The 16,062-nt window shown below is 70.7% G+C and carries 16 protein-coding genes; 9 read left to right on the top strand and 7 right to left on the bottom strand.

The genetic code is table 11. The annotated features are described in order from the left end of the window. Positions 1–33: 33 nt before the first annotated feature. From ACGFSB_RS11870 to ACGFSB_RS11860, 3 genes are all read right to left on the bottom strand, one after another. Entirely contained in the window at positions 34–1,620 is a 1,587-nt protein-coding gene (locus tag ACGFSB_RS11870; RefSeq protein WP_393397364.1) for an APC family permease, read from the bottom strand. Positions 1,621–1,661: 41 nt separating this feature from the next. Further along, complete coding sequence (locus ACGFSB_RS11865) at positions 1,662–2,621, bottom strand: hypothetical protein (RefSeq protein ID WP_393397361.1); 960 nt, start codon at positions 2,619–2,621, stop codon at positions 1,662–1,664. A 247-nt stretch (positions 2,622–2,868) separates the two neighbouring features. Next, a complete protein-coding gene (locus ACGFSB_RS11860; protein ID WP_393397358.1) occupies positions 2,869–4,524 on the bottom strand; it encodes an FAD-binding dehydrogenase in 1,656 nt (551 codons plus the stop codon). Positions 4,525–4,650: 126 nt separating this feature from the next. Here ACGFSB_RS11860 and ACGFSB_RS11855 point away from each other — a divergent pair, with 126 nt between their 5' ends. The 5 genes from ACGFSB_RS11855 to ACGFSB_RS11835 are packed head-to-tail and all read left to right on the top strand — an operon-like array spanning position 4,651 to position 7,399. Further along, on the top strand, positions 4,651–5,301 hold the full coding sequence (locus tag ACGFSB_RS11855) for a TetR family transcriptional regulator (RefSeq protein ID WP_393397350.1): 651 nt from the start codon (positions 4,651–4,653) through the stop codon (positions 5,299–5,301). Beyond that, positions 5,298–6,077, top strand: a complete 780-nt coding sequence (locus tag ACGFSB_RS11850; RefSeq protein WP_393397347.1) for a glucose 1-dehydrogenase — start codon at positions 5,298–5,300, stop codon at positions 6,075–6,077. The genes ACGFSB_RS11855 and ACGFSB_RS11850 overlap by 4 nt, the downstream gene beginning before the upstream one ends. A 47-nt stretch (positions 6,078–6,124) precedes the next feature. Then, positions 6,125–6,661 carry an NUDIX hydrolase gene (locus ACGFSB_RS11845; RefSeq protein WP_393397344.1) on the top strand — a complete coding sequence of 179 codons (537 nt, stop codon included), beginning with the start codon at positions 6,125–6,127 and terminating at the stop codon, positions 6,659–6,661. A 10-nt stretch (positions 6,662–6,671) separates the two neighbouring features. Continuing rightward, positions 6,672–7,064 carry a YidH family protein gene (locus ACGFSB_RS11840; protein WP_393397341.1) on the top strand — a complete coding sequence of 131 codons (393 nt, stop codon included), beginning with the start codon at positions 6,672–6,674 and terminating at the stop codon, positions 7,062–7,064. Continuing rightward, entirely contained in the window at positions 7,052–7,399 is a 348-nt protein-coding gene (locus tag ACGFSB_RS11835) for a DUF202 domain-containing protein (RefSeq protein ID WP_393397338.1), read from the top strand. The genes ACGFSB_RS11840 and ACGFSB_RS11835 overlap by 13 nt, the downstream gene beginning before the upstream one ends. 33 nt (positions 7,400–7,432) lie before the next feature. Here ACGFSB_RS11835 and ACGFSB_RS11830 read toward each other — a convergent pair whose 3' ends face one another. Next, a complete protein-coding gene (locus ACGFSB_RS11830) occupies positions 7,433–8,368 on the bottom strand; it encodes an NADP-dependent oxidoreductase (RefSeq protein WP_393397335.1) in 936 nt (311 codons plus the stop codon). A 167-nt stretch (positions 8,369–8,535) separates the two neighbouring features. Between ACGFSB_RS11830 and ACGFSB_RS11825 the strand changes: the two genes are divergently transcribed. The 3 genes from ACGFSB_RS11825 (at position 8,536) to ACGFSB_RS11815 (ending at position 11,322) form a co-directional block, all read left to right on the top strand. Continuing rightward, complete coding sequence (locus ACGFSB_RS11825) at positions 8,536–8,832, top strand: hypothetical protein (protein WP_393397332.1); 297 nt, start codon at positions 8,536–8,538, stop codon at positions 8,830–8,832. Between the two features lie 236 nt (positions 8,833–9,068). After that, the gene (locus ACGFSB_RS11820; protein ID WP_393397329.1) at positions 9,069–10,100 is read left to right on the top strand and encodes a phosphotransferase family protein; all 1,032 of its coding nucleotides are present in this window, start codon (positions 9,069–9,071) and stop codon (positions 10,098–10,100) included. Positions 10,101–10,107: 7 nt separating this feature from the next. Further along, positions 10,108–11,322, top strand: coding sequence for an acyl-CoA dehydrogenase family protein (locus ACGFSB_RS11815; protein WP_393397326.1), 1,215 nt, complete (start codon positions 10,108–10,110; stop codon positions 11,320–11,322). An 82-nt stretch (positions 11,323–11,404) separates the two neighbouring features. Here the strand turns inward: ACGFSB_RS11815 and ACGFSB_RS11810 are convergent, their stop codons facing one another. From ACGFSB_RS11810 to ACGFSB_RS11800, 3 genes are read right to left on the bottom strand one after another with little or no spacing between them, the layout of a single operon-like run. Beyond that, on the bottom strand, positions 11,405–11,998 hold the full coding sequence (locus tag ACGFSB_RS11810; RefSeq protein ID WP_393397323.1) for a TetR/AcrR family transcriptional regulator: 594 nt from the start codon (positions 11,996–11,998) through the stop codon (positions 11,405–11,407). A 26-nt stretch (positions 11,999–12,024) separates the two neighbouring features. Further along, positions 12,025–13,725, bottom strand: a complete 1,701-nt coding sequence (locus tag ACGFSB_RS11805; RefSeq protein WP_393397320.1) for a class I adenylate-forming enzyme family protein — start codon at positions 13,723–13,725, stop codon at positions 12,025–12,027. After that, on the bottom strand, positions 13,722–14,489 hold the full coding sequence (locus ACGFSB_RS11800) for an SDR family NAD(P)-dependent oxidoreductase (protein ID WP_393398056.1): 768 nt from the start codon (positions 14,487–14,489) through the stop codon (positions 13,722–13,724). The genes ACGFSB_RS11805 and ACGFSB_RS11800 overlap by 4 nt, the downstream gene beginning before the upstream one ends. A gap of 155 nt (positions 14,490–14,644) precedes the next feature. Between ACGFSB_RS11800 and ACGFSB_RS11795 the strand changes: the two genes are divergently transcribed. Continuing rightward, positions 14,645–15,913 (top strand): exo-beta-N-acetylmuramidase NamZ domain-containing protein, encoded by a 1,269-nt coding sequence (locus ACGFSB_RS11795; protein WP_393397317.1) that lies wholly within the window; start codon positions 14,645–14,647, stop codon positions 15,911–15,913. The last annotated feature ends 149 nt before the right edge of the window (positions 15,914–16,062 follow it).

Below are 16,062 nucleotides of genomic sequence, written 5' to 3'. Positions count from 1 at the left end.
GTACAGGGGCCGCGACTGTCCGTCAGCGTTTCGTCATACCTGACCGGCCGGCTCCTCGGCCGCCTTCTCCAGCTGGAACGCCTCGTTGCCCAGGCCGATCCGTGCGTGTGCCTCCGGCCTGGCCGAGCGCAGGACCACGCCGTAGACCACGCCGATCACGGCGGCGAGCAGGATGATCCCGGGAAGCACCCAGCTGAGCGCCGAGTCGGGGCCCGCGCCGACGAGGACGTCGAAGTCCTTGACGGTGTAGCCCGCGATGACGAGCAGGCCGACCGCGGCCAGGGCGGACGCGGCGATGCGCCAGGCCTGGGCACGCGCGGCACCGCGGCGTACGAAGAAGACGATGACCGCGACGGACGCCGTGGCCATCAGGAGGATGACGCCGAGGGCGCCGATGTTGCCGCCCCAGGTGAACAGGTGCAGGACCGGGGCGGTGGGGTCGCCGAACTTGCCGTCGTCGGTCACCGCGAAGGCCACCACGATCAGGACGGAGATCGCCGTCTGGAGCAGGGAGCCGGTGCCGGGGGCGCCCGTCGAGGTGTTGGTCCTGCCGAACGCGGCGGGCAGCAGGCTCTCGCGGCCCATGGCGAAGGCGTACCGCGCGACCACGTTGTGGAAGGACAGGATCGCCGCGAACATGCCCGTCACGAACAGGACATGGAGTACGTCGGTGAACGTGCCGCCGAGCCGGGACTCGGTGAGCCCGAAGAGCAGTCCCGCGCTCTGTTCCTGTGCCGCGGGGACGATCCCGGAGGGGCCCGCGGCGACCGTGAGCGCCCAGGAGCTGATCGCGAAGAAGATCGCGACGAAGCCGACCGCGAAGAACATCACGCGAGCGACGACGACCTGCGGGCGGCTGGTCTCCTCCGCGTACACGGGGGCCTGTTCGAAGCCGGTGAAGGCGGCGATGCAGAAGCAGAGCGAAGTGGCGACGCCCGCGCCCGTGAGGGTGTCCGGGTTGAACGCGTGCAGGGACAGGCCTTCCTTGGCCGGGTCCGCGATGGCCGCGATGTCGAAGATGACGACGAGCGCCACCTCGATGAGCAGCAGCACTCCGAGCACGCGCGCGTTCAGGTCGATCTTCAGCCAGGCGAGCACGGCGACGATCGCCACGGTGACGAGGGCCGGGATCCACCAGGCGACTTCGACGTCGAAGTAGGTGTTGAGCAGACCGGAGACCTCGAAGCCGAGGAGGCCGTAGAGGCCCGCCTGGAGGACGCTGTAGGCGACGAGCGCGACCAGCGAGGCGCCCGCGCCCGCGGTGCCGCCGAGGCCCCTCGATATGTAGGCGTAGAACGCGCCCGCGTTGTGGACGTGGCGGCTCATCTCGGCGTAGCCGAAGCTGAAGAGGCCGAGGACCACGCCGAGGATCAGGAAGAGGAGCGGCTGTCCGACCACGCCCATGACGCCGAACGTGGTGGGCATGACGCCCGCGACGACCATGAGGGGTCCGGTGGCCGCGAGCACGGAAAGAAGGAGTCCCGCCGTGCCGAGCCGGCCGGCGCGCAGTGCCGTCTCCTGACCCTTGTACGTACTGATCCCGCTGTCGTCGGCGGCGCCCTTGGCAGCGTTGCTCGCGGGTCTGGTGTCGCTCGTGCTGCTCGAACTGCCCGAAGCCATGGCGCGATTGTCCTTTCGATAGGGCCGATTGGTGCGGAAGGTCAGGCGGTGCCGAGCGCGGCGTCGCGCGCGGCGGTGAACGCCTGGTACGGGTCCCGGTCCGGGTACGACCAGGGTGCTCGGGTCGCGTGGCGCCCGATGCGGTGGAAGAGCGCGGCCGCCTCTGCGGCCCTGCCCTCGCAGAACTTGGCGTGGGCGAGGAAGTTGAGGTCGACCCGGCAGCGCGCGTAGGCCCTGCTTTCGGGCATCTCCCACTCCAGCCACCAGTCGAAGGCGGCCTTCATGACCTGGCGGGCCCGGCGCCCCGTCCAGTGTCCGGAGGCCGTCGGGTCGGCGGGTTCGCTGCCCGCGGTGGCGAGGACGCGGTAGCGCTCGGCGTGCGCGACGACGGGAAGGACCGCCAACGGCGAGTCCGCGGGCGCCTGTTCGGCCGCCCACGCGGCGAAGTCGTACACCTCGTGCAGCGGGTCCTGGCCCGCGGCGGGGCGCCGCTCGGCGAGCCTCGCCACCATCAGGTGGTGGGCGTGGTGGTGGCCGGGGTGCCGGTGGCGGACCTCGTCGAAGAGGCGTACGACGTCCTCCTCGTGGCCGAGCGAGCGCTCCAGGGTGAGCAGGGCTAGCCACGGCGTGGGGTCGGCCGGGCGGAGCGCCGCCACTTCGCGGCAGGCGTCGCGTGCCTTCTCCGAGCGCCCCTTGCCGCGCAGCGCGAGGTGCACCGCGGCATAGGCGAGCAGCACGGCGGCGTCGGTGCTCTCCGGCTCGGCGAGCCGCCAGTCACGGGCCCAGGCAGTGGTGGTGTGCTCCTGCGCGAGTACGTCGAACCGGTGGCCCCTGCGGTCCCAGTCGTCGCCGGTGTCGGCGAGCAGGGCGCGGACCTCGGTCCAGCGGCCCTGGGACAACGCGGTGCGCGCGGTGGCGAGTTCGGCGTCGTCGAGCGCGGAGTCGAAGGTGTGCGCCGCTCGCTTGCGGGAACGACCCAAGGGGGGTGGGGGTGGTGACACCGCGGGACTTCCTCCCCGGCGCGGCTCGCGTACGGATGATCACGCACAGCAAACCGGTAGGCAGCGCTCCAGTCAAGGTCCGCCTACGCCCAGAGCCTTCACCAACTCGTTTCAGAATCCGCAGACTTCACTCCCCACCTGCGGAGTTACCCGCCAGGACACGATTAGGACAAGTGAAACCGATTACATGGGACAAGCGGAACCGATCACACCACGAATCGTAGGACACACGCCCGCAACGGACTTATCAGCCCACCGATTTGGCCGCCGCCCGGCCCGCGGCGCGCCCCGAGAAGAGGCAGCCGCCGAGGAAGGTGCCTTCGAGCGAGCGGTAGCCGTGCACTCCCCCGCCGCCGAAACCGGCGGCCTCTCCGGCCGCGTACACACCGGGAAGTGGCTCGCCGCCCTCGGTGAGAACGCGTGACGACAGGTCGGTCTCCAGGCCGCCCAGGGTCTTGCGAGTGAGGATGTTGAGCCGCACCGCGACCAGCGGGCCCGCTTTGGGGTCGAGGATGCGGTGCGGGGCGACGGCCCGGATGAGCCGGTCGCCGAGGAACTTGCGGGCGCCGCGGATCGCCGTGATCTGGAGGTCCTTGGTGAAGGGGTTGCTGATCTCGCGGTCGCGCGCCTGGAGCGTGCGGCGCAGGGCCACCTCGTCGATGAGGGGCTCCTTGGTGAGGGCGTTCATGCCGCGCACGAGGGAGGACAGGTCCTTCTCGACGACGAAGTCGGCTCCGTTGTCCATGAACGCCTTCACCGGGGCGGGCACATCGGCGCGCGCCCTGTCGATGACGCCGCGCACGGACTTGCCGGTCAGGTCGGGGTTCTGCTCGGAGCCGCTGAGCGTGAACTCCTTGCCGATGATGCGCTGGTTGAGCACGAACCACGTGTACTCGTACCCGGACTTCATGATGTGTTCGAGCGTGCCGAGGGTGTCGAAGCCCGGGAAGAGCGGCACGGGCAGGCGGTCGCCGCGCGCGTCGAGCCAGAGCGAGGACGGGCCCGGCAGGATGCGGATGCCGTGGTTGTCCCAGATGGGGTTCCAGTTCTGGATGCCCTCGGTGTAGTGCCACATGCGGTCGCGGTTGATGAGGCGGGCGCCCGCGTCCTCGGTGATGCCGAGCATCCGCCCGTCGACGTGCGCGGGCACACCCGAGACCATCCGCTCGGGCGGAGTGCCGAGCCGCTGGGGCCAGTTGGCGCGTACGAGGTCGTGGTTGCCGCCGATGCCGCCGGAGGTGACGATCACGGCCTGCGCCCGGTACTCGAAGGACCCCGTGACCTCGCGGCTGCTGGCCGTGCCTCGCTCGGCGTCGGACGGTTCGAGCACTTCGCCGGTGACGGTGTCGACGCTGCCCGCGCTGCGGGAGAGGCCGGACACGCGGTGGCGGAACTTGAGCTGGACGAGGCCGCGTGCGACGCCTTCGCGGACGCGTCGCTCGAAGGGCTCGACGAGGCCGGGGCCCGTCCCCCAGGTGATGTGGAAGCGCGGCACGGAGTTGCCGTGCCCCTGCGCGTCATAGCCGCCACGCTCGGCCCACCCCACCACGGGGAAGAACCGCACCCCCTGCGCATGTAGCCAGGACCGCTTCTCGCCCGCTGCGAAGTCGACGTACGCCTCGGCCCATTTGCGCGGCCAGTGGTCCTCGGGGCGGTCGAAGGCTGCCGTGCCCATCCAGTCCTGGAGGGCGAGGGCGTGGGAGTCCTTGATGCGGAGCCTGCGCTGCTCGGGGGAGTCGACGAAGAAGAGGCCGCCGAAGGACCAGTGGGCCTGGCCTCCGATGGACTGCTCGGGTTCCTGGTCCAGGAGGATGACGCGGCGGCCCGCGTCCACGAGTTCGGCGGTTGCCGCGAGGCCTGCGAGGCCAGCGCCGATCACGATGACGTCTGCGTCGTAGGCCATCGGGGGTTCCTCCTAGACAGGGGGTTACTGGTGAGTCAGATCCTGGGCAGCGGAGTGGACGACGTCAACCGTCCGGCTGGGGAACAGCGCCTCGCTTTTAATAATGGCCAGCATTACTATGGCGTCATGGCCAGGACCTCAGGCCCGGAGACCCGGGAGAAACTGATCCGCGCCGCCGAGGAGATCTTCGCGGCGCAGGGCGTGCACGGCGCGCAGCTGCGGGACATCGTCCGGCTCGCGGGGCAGAGCAACCCGTCCGCCGTGCAGTACCACTTCGGCAGCCGCGCAGGCCTCCTGGACACGGTGATGGCCGAGCGCCAGACCCGCACGGAGAAGGTGCTCACCGCCGAGCTCGCGGAGGCCGCGGAGACCGCGGAGACCGCGGATCGGCTCCGCGGACTCCTCGCCGCCCTGCTGGCCGCCGAGGCCAGCGAACTGCGCACCGAGCGGGGCCGCCGCTGCCTGCGTATCTCCGCCCAGCTGAGCCACGAGAGCGGCGTCCGCACGCGCACCCCGCACCCCACCATCGACGGCACCGTCTACTGGGAGCTCATCGGCCGCGTGGAGGACTGCCTCGCCGCGCTTCCCGAACCGGTCAGGCTCGAACGCCTCGACCTGGCCCTCACCCTGGTCGGCGCCGCCATGGCCGACCGCGCCGGCCAGTACCTGGCGGGCACCACCCCCCTGACCGACGAGGTCCTCTTCCCCGCCGACCTGGTGGAGACCACCGCGGCCTTCCTGCACGCCCCTCTACCCGCACTTGGAGACACGTCATGACCGACACGAACCCGCACGACCTCACCGGCAAGACCGTGATCATCACCGGCGCCGCCCGCGGCCTGGGCGCCGAGGCCGCGCGCCAGGCGGTCGCCGCCGGTGCGAACGTCGTCCTCACCGACGTGCTCGACAAGGAGGGTGAGGCCACCGCCGCCGAGCTCGGCGAGCGTGCCCGCTTCGCGCACCACGACGTGACGTCGGAGGAGGACTGGCAGCGCGTCGTGGAGCTCGCGGTCACCGAATTCGGCGGGGTCCACGGCCTGGTCAACAACGCCGGTATCTCCACCGGACAGTTCCTGGAGTCGGAGTCGGTCGAGCACTTCCGCAAGGTGCTCGACATCAACCTCATCGGCGTCTTCATCGGCATCAAGACCGTCACCCCGGCGATGAAGGAGGTCGGCGGCGGGTCCATCGTGAACATCTCGTCCGCCGCCGGTCTCATGGGCCTCGCCCTCACCGCCGGTTACGGCGCGTCCAAGTGGGGCGTCCGCGGCCTCACCAAGATCGGCGCCGTGGAGCTCGGCACCGCCCGCATCCGCGTCAACTCCGTCCACCCGGGCATGACGTACACCCCGATGACCGCGCAGGTCGGCATCGAGAAGGGCGAGGGCAAGTACCCCAACACCCCGATGGGCCGGGTCGGCGAGCCGCACGAGATCGCGGGCGCCATGGTCTTCCTGCTCTCGGACGCCGCCTCGTACGTGACGGGCGCCGAGCTCGCCGTGGACGGCGGCTGGACCGCGGGACCCACCGTGAAGTACGTCATGGGGCAGTGAAGTACGTGAGGGGGCAGTGAGTTCGGCCGTGCGGTTGGATGGCCGGCATGACGACGAACAGCCGGCCCGTGCCCGACCCCAGCGAAGAGATCCTGGCCATCGTCGACGAGCACGACGAGGTCATCGGAGAAGCCCCGCGCGGTGAGGTGTACGCGCGGGGCCTGCGCCACCGCTGCGTGTTCATTCTGGCGCGGGACGCCGAGGGCCGCGTCTTCGTACACCGCCGCACCCCGGTCAAACTGGTCTTCCCCTCGCTGTACGACATGTTCGTCGGAGGTGTGGTGGGGGCCGGTGAGTCGTACGACGATGCCGCCCTGCGCGAGGCCCAGGAGGAGCTCGGGGTCGAGGAACTCCCGCGCCCCACACCGCTGTTCAAGTTCCTGTACGAGGACGGCGCGGGGCACAGCTGGTGGTCGTACCTCTACGAGGTGCGCTGCGACCTGCCCGTGAACCCGCAGGTCGAGGAGGTCGCCTGGCACACCTTCCTCACCGACGCCGAGCTGGACGACCGGCTCGGCGAGTGGGAGTGGGTGCCGGACGGGCTCGCCGCCTTCGAGCGGCTGCGGGAGTTCCGCGCGAGGTAGCGTGCGCCGAGTGAGCAATTTCGTACAGAGCCTGCGCCTGTGGTTCGCGCCCGAGCGGATCCGCGAGGAGGGCGACACCCCCGACTACCGTTTCTCGCTCGCCAATGAGCGCACCTTCCTCGCCTGGCTGCGCACCGCGCTCGCCCTCATCGGCGGCGGTTTCGCCGTGGACCAGTTCCTGCCGGACCTGCGCTGGGGGTGGCGCATCGGGCTCGCGCTCGCGCTGCTGGCCGCGGGAGTGCTGAGCTCGCTGCGGGCGGTGAACCACTGGGTGCGCTGCGAGCGGGCCATGCGGCGGGGTGAGGATCTTCCCGTGTCGCGCTTCCCGACGCTCCTGAGCGTGGCCGTCGCGGTCGTGGCGCTCGCCATGGTCGTCGTCGTGCTGTTCGGGTGGGAGGGGTGACGGACCGGGACCATGACCAGGGCGAGAGCCCGGCCCGCGATCCCGGGCTGCAACCGGAGCGTACGAGGCTCGCGTGGCGGCGTACGACCCTGTCCTGCACCGTCGCCGCGGTCCTCGCCGCACGCGCGGCCCTGCACGAGGGAACGAGCGCGCTGACCGTCGTCGCCTGCGCCCTCTGCCTGTTCCTGTGGCTCGGCTTCCTCGGCGTGGCGCACCGCAGGATGACCGCTCTCGCCGCCACCGGAAGGCCGCGCCCGCTTCCGGTGCGGGCGGCGGCGACGGCCGCGCTGTGCACGATGGCGCTCGCGGCGTGCGCGGCGGCCATGGTGTTCTGAGCGGCCTCCCTCGGAGCCCGGCGCGCGGAGGGCTCAGTCCGTCCAGTCCACCGTGACCGCGATCTTGCCCCGCGTGCGGCCCTCCGCGTTCAGGCGGTAGGCGTCAGCGGCCCGTTCCAGCGGGAACGTCTCGGAGACGTGGACCGTGACGACGTCCTGCTCCGCGAGCCGCGTCAGCTCCTTGAGGTCGTCGGCGTCGGGTCGTACGAAGCAGTAGTGGCCGCCCAGACCGATCACCGCGCCGTCCGCGATCGACGCGAGACGGCCGCCGGGCGCGAGGAGTTCGGCGGACACCTTGAGAGTGTCTCCGCCCACTGTGTCGAAGGCCGCGTCCACGCCCTCCGGGGCCAGCGCCCGTACGCGCTCGGCGAGACCGTCCCCGTAGGTGACCGGTTCCGCTCCCAGCTCGCGCAGGAAGTCGTGGTTGCGCTCGCTCGCCGTGCCGATGACACGGGCTCCCGCGTGCCGGGCCAGCTGGACGGCGATCGAGCCGACGCCGCCTGCCGCCGCGTGCACGAGGACGACATCGCCTTCCGTCACCGCGAGCGTCTTGTTGATCACCTGGTAGGCCGTGAGCCCGGCCAGCGGCAGGCCGGACGCCTCCGCGAAGGTGAGGTTGCGCGGCTTGCGGGCGAGGGTGCGCACGGGAGCCGCGACGTACTCGGCGAAGGTGCCGCGGGAGAGGAAGTCCTCGCGTACGTAGCCGATGACCTCGTCGCCCACCGCGAACTCGGGCACGGACGCGCCGGGCTGCACCACCACGCCGGCGACGTCCCAGCCGGGGATCACCGGGAAGACGGGGTCGAGGATGCCGTCGAGGTGGCCTCCCATGCACTTCCGGTCGACGGGGTTCACCGACGCGGCGCGGACCTTCACCAGGACGGAGTCGGGTCCGACCTTGGGGTCGCGCACATCGCCGAACTCTAGGACTTCGGGTCCGCCGTACTGGCGGTAGCTGATCGCCTTCATGGGGTCGACTTCATGGGAGCGCCTTCTTGGGATCGCCTTCGTGTGATCGCCCTTGTGGGGCCGTCGTACATGGTGGAAACATCAACAAGGCTTCCATATCCCCATCAAAGGGGCATCGAGTACTAGCCTGAGAGGGTCACCCCCCTCCCACAGAAGGTGCACGCGCCATGACCACGCTCCACCACGAACACCCCGTACACGAGCACGTCCACGGCCCGGCCTGCGGACACGCGGAGGTGCCGCACGGCGACCACGTCGACTACGCGCACGACGGGCACATGCACCGCCTGCACTCCGAGCACTACGACGAGTGCGAGCCCGGCAGCCACCAGGTCCACGAGGGGCACGACCACCGGCACGGCGACGGCTGCGGGCACTCCTCGGTCCTGCACGGCGACCACGTGGACTACGTGCACGACGGCCACCGGCACGCGGCGCACGACGGGCACTGGGACGATCACTGAGGGTGACAGAGGGCGACGGAGGCCCGCATAGGCCCACCGGCTCGGCCGACTTCCCCCGCGCGGGCGCCAACTGGCAGTCTGTGGCGGGGGATCGGTGTGTTCGGGGGCTTCCGCGCGGCAGCGATCCTGATCACGTTCGCGCCGCGCTCTGGACTACATACCGACTGGTCGGCATCATGAACGTCAGCGCGACGTACCGCGGCATTTCGACGACGACCGTCCGATCAGGAGCGAAGATGAGCTCAGACCACCCGCCAGGCCTCGATCTCGACCGGCTGCGCGGCCACCTGGACCGCGAGCGGCCCGGCCTCGTGGGCGGACCGCTCACCGCCCGGCTGATCGAGGGCGGCAGGTCGAACCTCACGTACGCCGTGACGGACGGCGCGACCCGCTGGGTCGTGCGGCGGCCCCCGCTCGGGCACGTGCTCGCGACCGCGCACGACATGAAGCGCGAGCACCGGGTGATCAGCGCGCTGCACGGGACCGCCGTGCCGGTACCGGCGCCACTGCTGCTCTGCGAGGACGACGCCGTGATCGGTGCGCCCTTCTACGTCATGGAATTCGTGGACGGCACGCCCTATCGCACCGCCGAGGAGCTTGCCCCGCTGGGCGCCGAGCGCACCCGTGCCGCCCTCCTCGGGCTCGTAGACACCCTCGTCGACCTGCACTCCGTGGACCCCGAAGCGGTCGGCCTCGGCGACTTCGGGCGGCCGGACGGCTTCCTCGACCGGCAGCTGCGCCGCTGGGGCAAGCAGCTGGACGCCTCGCGGAACCGCGACCTCGCGGGCATCGACGAGCTGCACGCGGCCCTGGGGCGGCAGCTGCCCGCCTCTCCCGCGGCCACCGTCGTCCACGGCGACTACCGCCTCGACAACGTCCTGATCGGCGCCGACGACCAGATCAAGGCGATCCTCGACTGGGAGATGTCCACGCTCGGCGATCCGCTCACCGACCTGGGGCTGCTCGCCATGTACAGCACGAAGCTCCAGCTGCCCGACTCCCCCATCAGCACCACGGCGGGCGCGGCCGGGCACCCGGATGCCGCCGAGCTGATCGAGCGGTACGCCGCGCGCTCGGGGCGCGACGTCTCCGCGGTCTCCTGGTACACGGCGTTCGCCTGGTTCAAGCTCGCCGTGATCCTGGAGGGCATCCACTACCGCTACACGCTCGGCCAGACGGTCGGCGCGGGCTTCGACCGGATCGGCGAGCTGGTCCCCGTCTTCATCGAGCACGGCCTCACCACCCTCCAAGGACGACAGGAAGGCTGAGACAGCCATGGACTTCGCATTCGACGCCCGCACCGAAGAGCTGCGCGCCAAGCTCCTCGCCTTCATGGACGAGCACGTCTACCCGGCGGAGAAGACCGCCGACGAGCAGCGCGAGCAGCTCGCGTCGCCGTGGGACACCCCGGCGATCGTCGGCGAGCTGAAGGCCGAGGCCCGCAAGCAGGGCCTGTGGAACCTCTTCCTTCCTGATGCCGAGCACGGCGCAGGGCTCACCAACCTCCAGTACGCCCCGCTCGCCGAGATCACCGGCCGCTCACCGCACTTGGCGCCCACGGCACTGAACTGCGCGGCCCCTGACACCGGCAACATGGAGGTGCTCGCCCAGTTCGGCAACGAGCAGCAGCAGAAGCAGTGGCTCAAGCCCCTGCTCGCCGGTGAGATCCGCTCGGCGTTCGCGATGACCGAGCCGGAAGTGGCCTCGTCCGACGCCACGAACATCACGACGCTCATCGAGCGCGACGGCGACGACTATGTCATCACCGGGCGCAAGTGGTACATCTCCGGGGCGATGAACCCGGACTGCCAGATCTTCATCGTGATGGGCAAGACGGACCCCGAAGGCGCCGACCCGCGCCGCCAGCAGTCCATGGTGCTCGTGCCGCGCGACACCCCCGGCCTCGAAGTACGGCGCGCGATGCAGGTGTACGGGTACGAGGACCACTCCCACGGGGGGCACGCGGAGGTCGTCTTCGACCGGGTCCGGGTCCCCGTGAGCAATCTGGTCGGTGAGGAGGGCGGCGGCTTCGCCATCGCCCAGGCGCGGCTCGGCCCCGGTCGCATCCACCACTGCATGAGGCTCATCGGCATGGCCGAGCGGGCCGTCGAGCTGATGTGTCAGCGGGCGGTGGCGCGTACGGCCTTCGGCAAGCCGCTCGCCCAGCAGGGCGTCGTCCAGGAGTGGATCGCGGACGCCAGGGTCGCGGTGGAGCAGCTGCGGCTGCTCGTCCTGAAGACGGCGTGGCTGATGGATACCGTGGGCAACAAGGGGGCGCACACGGAGATCCAGTCAATCAAGATCGCCACCCCGCGCACGGTCGTCGGCATCCTCGACCAGGCGGTCCAGTTGCACGGGGCGGGCGGTGTGAGTCAGGACTTCCCGCTGGCCGAGCTGTGGGCGGCTGCGCGGACGCTGCGCTTGGCCGATGGGCCCGATGAAGTCCACCAGCGGTCGCTGGCTCGGCGGGAGCTCAAGAAGTACCTGTAGCGCCCTTCCGGGGGACTGCGTGTCGCTGCGGGTTCGCTGTGGCTGATCGCGCAGTTCCCCGCGCCCCTTCGGGGCGCTCACCTTACGGTCGCAGCGCCCTCAGCAGCAGGTCCGCCAGGTGGTCCGCGACCTGCTGCGGGGTGAGCGGGCCGTTCGGGCGGTACCAGGTGGACAGGTGGTGGACCGAGCCGAAGTGGTAGTCCACCACCAGGTCCGCCGGGGTCTCCTTGGAGAAGACGCCTGCCTCCTGGCCCTCCTCGATCAGCGCGCGGAACCGCTCGTGGTAGCGGCGGCGCTCGGCCCTTACCTGCTTGTTCTTCTCCGGGCTGAGGTGGTGCATGGAGCGGAAGAAGATCGAGGCGTCGTCGAGATTGTCGATCGTCGTGACGACCACATCGGCCGCCGCGTCCCGCACCCGCTGCTCGACGGGAGCCTCGGCGTCCGCGAACGCGTCGAGACGCTCCTGCTGGACACGGAGCACACGCGCGTAGATCTCGTGCAGGAGATCGTCCTTGGAGCCGAAGTAGTGGTAGAGCGCACCCTTGGTGACGCCTGCCGACTCCACGATCTCCTGCACCGACGTGCGGTCGTAGCCGCGGTCGGCGAAGAGCCGTGTGGCGGCGGCGAGCAGCCGCTGCGGGACGGGTGTGCCGTCACCGTCCGTCGTCCTGGCCACTGCCGCCACCTGCCTTTCGGATATCGCTAGCTGTTGGTCGTACGGGAACTGGTCGTACGGGAACGCAGTTCCCGCCGGAGGATCTTCCCACTTGTCGTCTTCGGAAGTTCCGGCAGGATCTCGACCTCGCGCGGGTATTTGTACGCCGCGAGCCGTTCCTTGCAGTACGCGGCCAGCTCCTCCGGTGCCGATTCCGCCTCCGCCCCCGGTCGCAGGCTGACGTACGCCTTGACCGTCTCGCCCCGGTAGCTGTCCGGGACGCCGATCACGGCCGCCTCGCGGACCGCGGGGTGGGTGTAGAGGACGTCCTCCACCTCGCGCGGCCAGACCTTGAAGCCGGACGCGTTGATCATGTCCTTCTTGCGGTCGACCACATAGAGCCAGCCCTGGGCGTCCATGAACCCGATGTCGCCGGTGCGCAGCTCGCCGCCGGGGAAGGCCTCGTCCGTGGCGTCGGGGCGCTTCCAGTAGCCGGGGACGACCTGCGGGCCGCGCACGGTGATCTCGCCCTGCTCCCCGAAGGGGACGTCCGCTCCATGGTCGTCGACGATCCTGACGACCGTCTCCGGGCCGGGTACACCGACGGCGAGCGTGCCCGATACCGGGTCGACCGGAGCCTCCTCGCCGGGCGGCACGGAGGCGCACGGCGCGGTGCACTCGGTGAGGCCGTAGCCGTTGTGGAGGTAGGGGCCGAAGCCCGCGCGGAACTTCTCCACCAGGGCCGGCGGCAGCGGCGCACCGCCCGAGGAGATCATCGTGAAGGAGTCGAAGTGCTCCCGCGTGGCGGAGGGGTGGGCGGCCAGGGCCATGAAGGCCGTGGAAGGGCCCACGGTGTACGCGGGCCGGTGCTCGGCGAAGGCGTCAAGGACGACCCCGGCCTCGAAGCGGTACGCGAGAGCGAGGGTGCCCGCGTTGGTCAGCGCGCCCGCGACCTGCGCGACCATGCCGGTGATGTGGAAGAGCGGCGCCATCGCGAAGTAGCAGGAGCCTTCGGGGATGCCGGATCCTGTGCGCTGCCGCTCGGCGTTGTAGGTGATGTTGCCGTGGGTGTTCATGGCGCCCTTGGGGGTGCCGCTCGTACCCGACGTATAGCTGATCAGCGCGACGTCGGAGGGACCGAGCTGCCGGTCTCCGGGCGCCGGGAGCTCCTGCCGGGCGACCGTCACCAGGTCATCGGCGTCGGCGGCCTGCGGGACGCGTTCGAAGTCGAGGACGCGGGTGTCGTTCCGGGTCTGGAGATCCAGCTGACAGGCCGTGAGCACGATGCGTACGGGAGAGGCGGCTGCCGTCTCGCGCAGATACGTCTCCCATGCGCGGTCCGAGCAGATCAGCGCGGTCACGTCGGCGTCCGCGAGGACGTGCCCGACCTCCGCCGACTTGTACATGGGGTTCACCGGCACGACCGTGGCGCCCGCCTTCCACGCGCCGAGCAGCGCGATCACGAAGTGCGGGGTGTTCTGGAGGAGGATCGCGACCCGGTCGCCCTTGGCGAGCCCGCGCGCGGCCAGGTGTCCGGCGACGGAGTCGGTGAGGGCGTCCACCTCTCGGTAGCTCAGACGCCCGTCGAAGTAGGCGAGGGCCGTGTGCTCGGGGGCTCTGAGCACCGAGGCGCGGAAGGCGTGCACGACGGAGGCGGCGGGCTCGACCGGGCCGCGCTGGGCCTCGTTGAGCCGGGCGAGCCAGGGCTTGGCGGCATATATGGATGCCGTCGGCGTCGCGTCGCTCACCGCTCGGTCCCCTCCCACTTCTGCTGGATGTGGTTCATGCCGGTGAGCCATTTGTCGGGCTCGGCGGCGCGGATACGGTAGTACTCGGCGACCTCGGGGTGCGGCAGGATCAGGAAGCGGTTCTCCTCGATCCCGGCGAAGAGCGCCTCCGCGACGTCCTCGGGCTCGATCGCGGTGGGCGTGAGCACGAGGTCGCCCGCGGTGCCGGTGGCGGCGAGCATGTCGGTGCGCACGCCCTGGGGGCAGATCGCGTGGACATTGATCCCACGGTGGCGGTACGTGAGCGAGAGCCACTCGGCGAAGGCGTACGCGCCGTGCTTGGTGACGCTGTAGGGCGCGGCGCCGATCATGGTGAGCAGGCCTGCCGCCGAGACGGTGGAGACGAAACGGCCGCTGCCGCGCTCCAGCCAGTCGGGGAGCAGCGCGTGGGCCGCGCGGACGTGCGCCATGACGTTGACGTCCCAGGCCGTGGCCCAGACCTCTGCGGGAGCCGCCTCCGAGCCGCCGGAGCCGAGGCCCGCATTGGCGCAGTACACGTCGATGGTGCCGCTCAGGGCATCTCTCGCCGCCGGCACGACCGTGGACGCGTCCCCCGGCACGGCGACGGCGCCGATCTCCTCGGCGACCGCCTCGGCCTTGGCGGCGTCCAGGTCGTTGACCACGACGCGCGCCCCGGCGGCGGCGAACCGGCGGGCCAGCGCGGCCCCGATTCCGCCTCCGGCACCGGTGACGACAACTCCCTTGTCATGCAGGGTCTCCACGATCAGTCTCCTTCGACTGCGGCTCCTCTGTGATCGCAGACTAACCAGTCGGTATGTACGGACGGAAGGGGGTCGGGCCGCCGGGTTCGTTCCCCGGCGCGGGTCCGCGCGCTAGCGTGCGTGGCCATGACAGCCACCGCGCTCACGGAGGTCGATGCATGAATCTGTCCCGAGGCAGCCTGTCCAGACGGGGCCTGCTCGCCGTCACCAGCGCCACGGCCCTCACCTCGGCGGCCCCCGCTGCCGCCGCGGCAGGCGGCGGCGGATCCGGCGCGGGGCGGCGGCTGCGCACCGGCTTCGAGCGCCTCGCCGCCGACGGCTACACGCTCCTGGACGGTGAGCGGGTCGGCGTGGTCACCAACCCCACCGGCGTCACCAGGGACGTACGCCACATCGTCGACGTCATGCACACGGACGAGCGCGTGAACCTGGTCGCGGTCTTCGGGCCCGAGCACGGCTTCCGGGGGACGGCGCAGGCGGGCGGCTCCGAGGGGCGCTACGACGATCCGGCGACCGGGCTTCCCGTCTACGACACGTACCAGAAGAGCGGCAAGGCCCTTGCCGACATCTTCACGGCCGCCCGCGTCGACACGATCGTCTTCGACATCCAGGACGCCGGCGCCCGCTTCTACACGTACATCTGGACGCTCTTCGACTGCATGGAGTCGGCCGAGCTCGCGGGCAAGCGATTCGTCGTCCTCGACCGGCCGAACCCGGTGACGGGGCGCGGCGCGTACGGTCCCGTCCTGCACAAGGAGTTCGCGACGTTCGTCGGGCGGCAGCCGATCGCGCAGGCGCACGGGATGACGGTGACGGAGCTGGCGCTGCTGTTCAACGGCGAGTTCCTGGAGCGCCCCGTCGCCCTGGAGAACGTACGGATGACGGGGTGGAAGCGCTCGGACTTCTACGACGCCTCCGAACTGCCCTGGGTCCCGCCGAGCCCGAACATGCCGACCCCGGACACCGCCCTCGTCTACAGCGGCACCTGCCTCTTCGAGGGCACGAACCTCTCCGAGGGACGCGGCACGACCCGCCCGTTCGAACTGCTCGGCGCGGAGGGCATCGACCGGAAGTGGGCGTCGGCGGCGAACGAACTCGGCCTGCCCGGCGTGCACTTCAGGGAGGCCTACTTCGCGCCGACGTTCTCCAAGTTCCAGGGCAGGACGATCGGCGGCGTCCAGCTCCACGTGCACGACCGCGAGTCGTACGACCCGGTGCGCACGGGCATCGCACTCCTGGTGACCGCCAAGAAGGTCTGGAGCGGCTTCGCCTGGCGCTCCGACAACTGGATCGACAAGCTGACGGGCTCCACGCGGGTCCGCACCATGATCGACGCGGGCGCGAACACGGACGAGGTGGTGGCCGCCTGGCAGGACGATCTTGCGCGGTTCCGTGCGGTGCGGAGGCGGTACCTGCACTACCGGTAGGCGCCCCGAAGGGGCGCGGGGAACTGCGCGCCCAGCCACGACGCACGCGCGGGTAGGGAAGACCCCACCAGCGAACGGGGTGCCTCCCGGATGGCAGGCACCCCTGACGGACCGGGATCGTGATCTTCACCTCTGTACACCCGAGTTGA

It is taken from the genome of Streptomyces sp. NPDC048441 (genome assembly GCF_043200235.1).
Classification (GTDB): Bacteria; Actinomycetota; Actinomycetes; order Streptomycetales; family Streptomycetaceae; genus Streptomyces.
This window is presented reverse-complemented; position numbering and strand designations above follow the sequence as displayed.

Coding starts and splice junctions, on each gene's coding strand:
- ACGFSB_RS11830 (WP_393397335.1), bottom strand. CDS start 8,368: ATGAAGGCGATCAGCTACCGCCAGTACGGCGGACCCGAAGTCCTAGAG.
- ACGFSB_RS11870 (WP_393397364.1), bottom strand. CDS start 1,620: ATGGCTTCGGGCAGTTCGAGCAGCACGAGCGACACCAGACCCGCGAGC.
- ACGFSB_RS11825 (WP_393397332.1), top strand. CDS start 8,536: ATGACCACGCTCCACCACGAACACCCCGTACACGAGCACGTCCACGGC.
- ACGFSB_RS11850 (WP_393397347.1), top strand. CDS start 5,298: ATGACCGACACGAACCCGCACGACCTCACCGGCAAGACCGTGATCATC.
- ACGFSB_RS11845 (WP_393397344.1), top strand. CDS start 6,125: ATGACGACGAACAGCCGGCCCGTGCCCGACCCCAGCGAAGAGATCCTG.
- ACGFSB_RS11860 (WP_393397358.1), bottom strand. CDS start 4,524: ATGGCCTACGACGCAGACGTCATCGTGATCGGCGCTGGCCTCGCAGGC.
- ACGFSB_RS11795 (WP_393397317.1), top strand. CDS start 14,645: ATGAATCTGTCCCGAGGCAGCCTGTCCAGACGGGGCCTGCTCGCCGTC.
- ACGFSB_RS11855 (WP_393397350.1), top strand. CDS start 4,651: ATGGCCAGGACCTCAGGCCCGGAGACCCGGGAGAAACTGATCCGCGCC.
- ACGFSB_RS11815 (WP_393397326.1), top strand. CDS start 10,108: ATGGACTTCGCATTCGACGCCCGCACCGAAGAGCTGCGCGCCAAGCTC.
- ACGFSB_RS11820 (WP_393397329.1), top strand. CDS start 9,069: ATGAGCTCAGACCACCCGCCAGGCCTCGATCTCGACCGGCTGCGCGGC.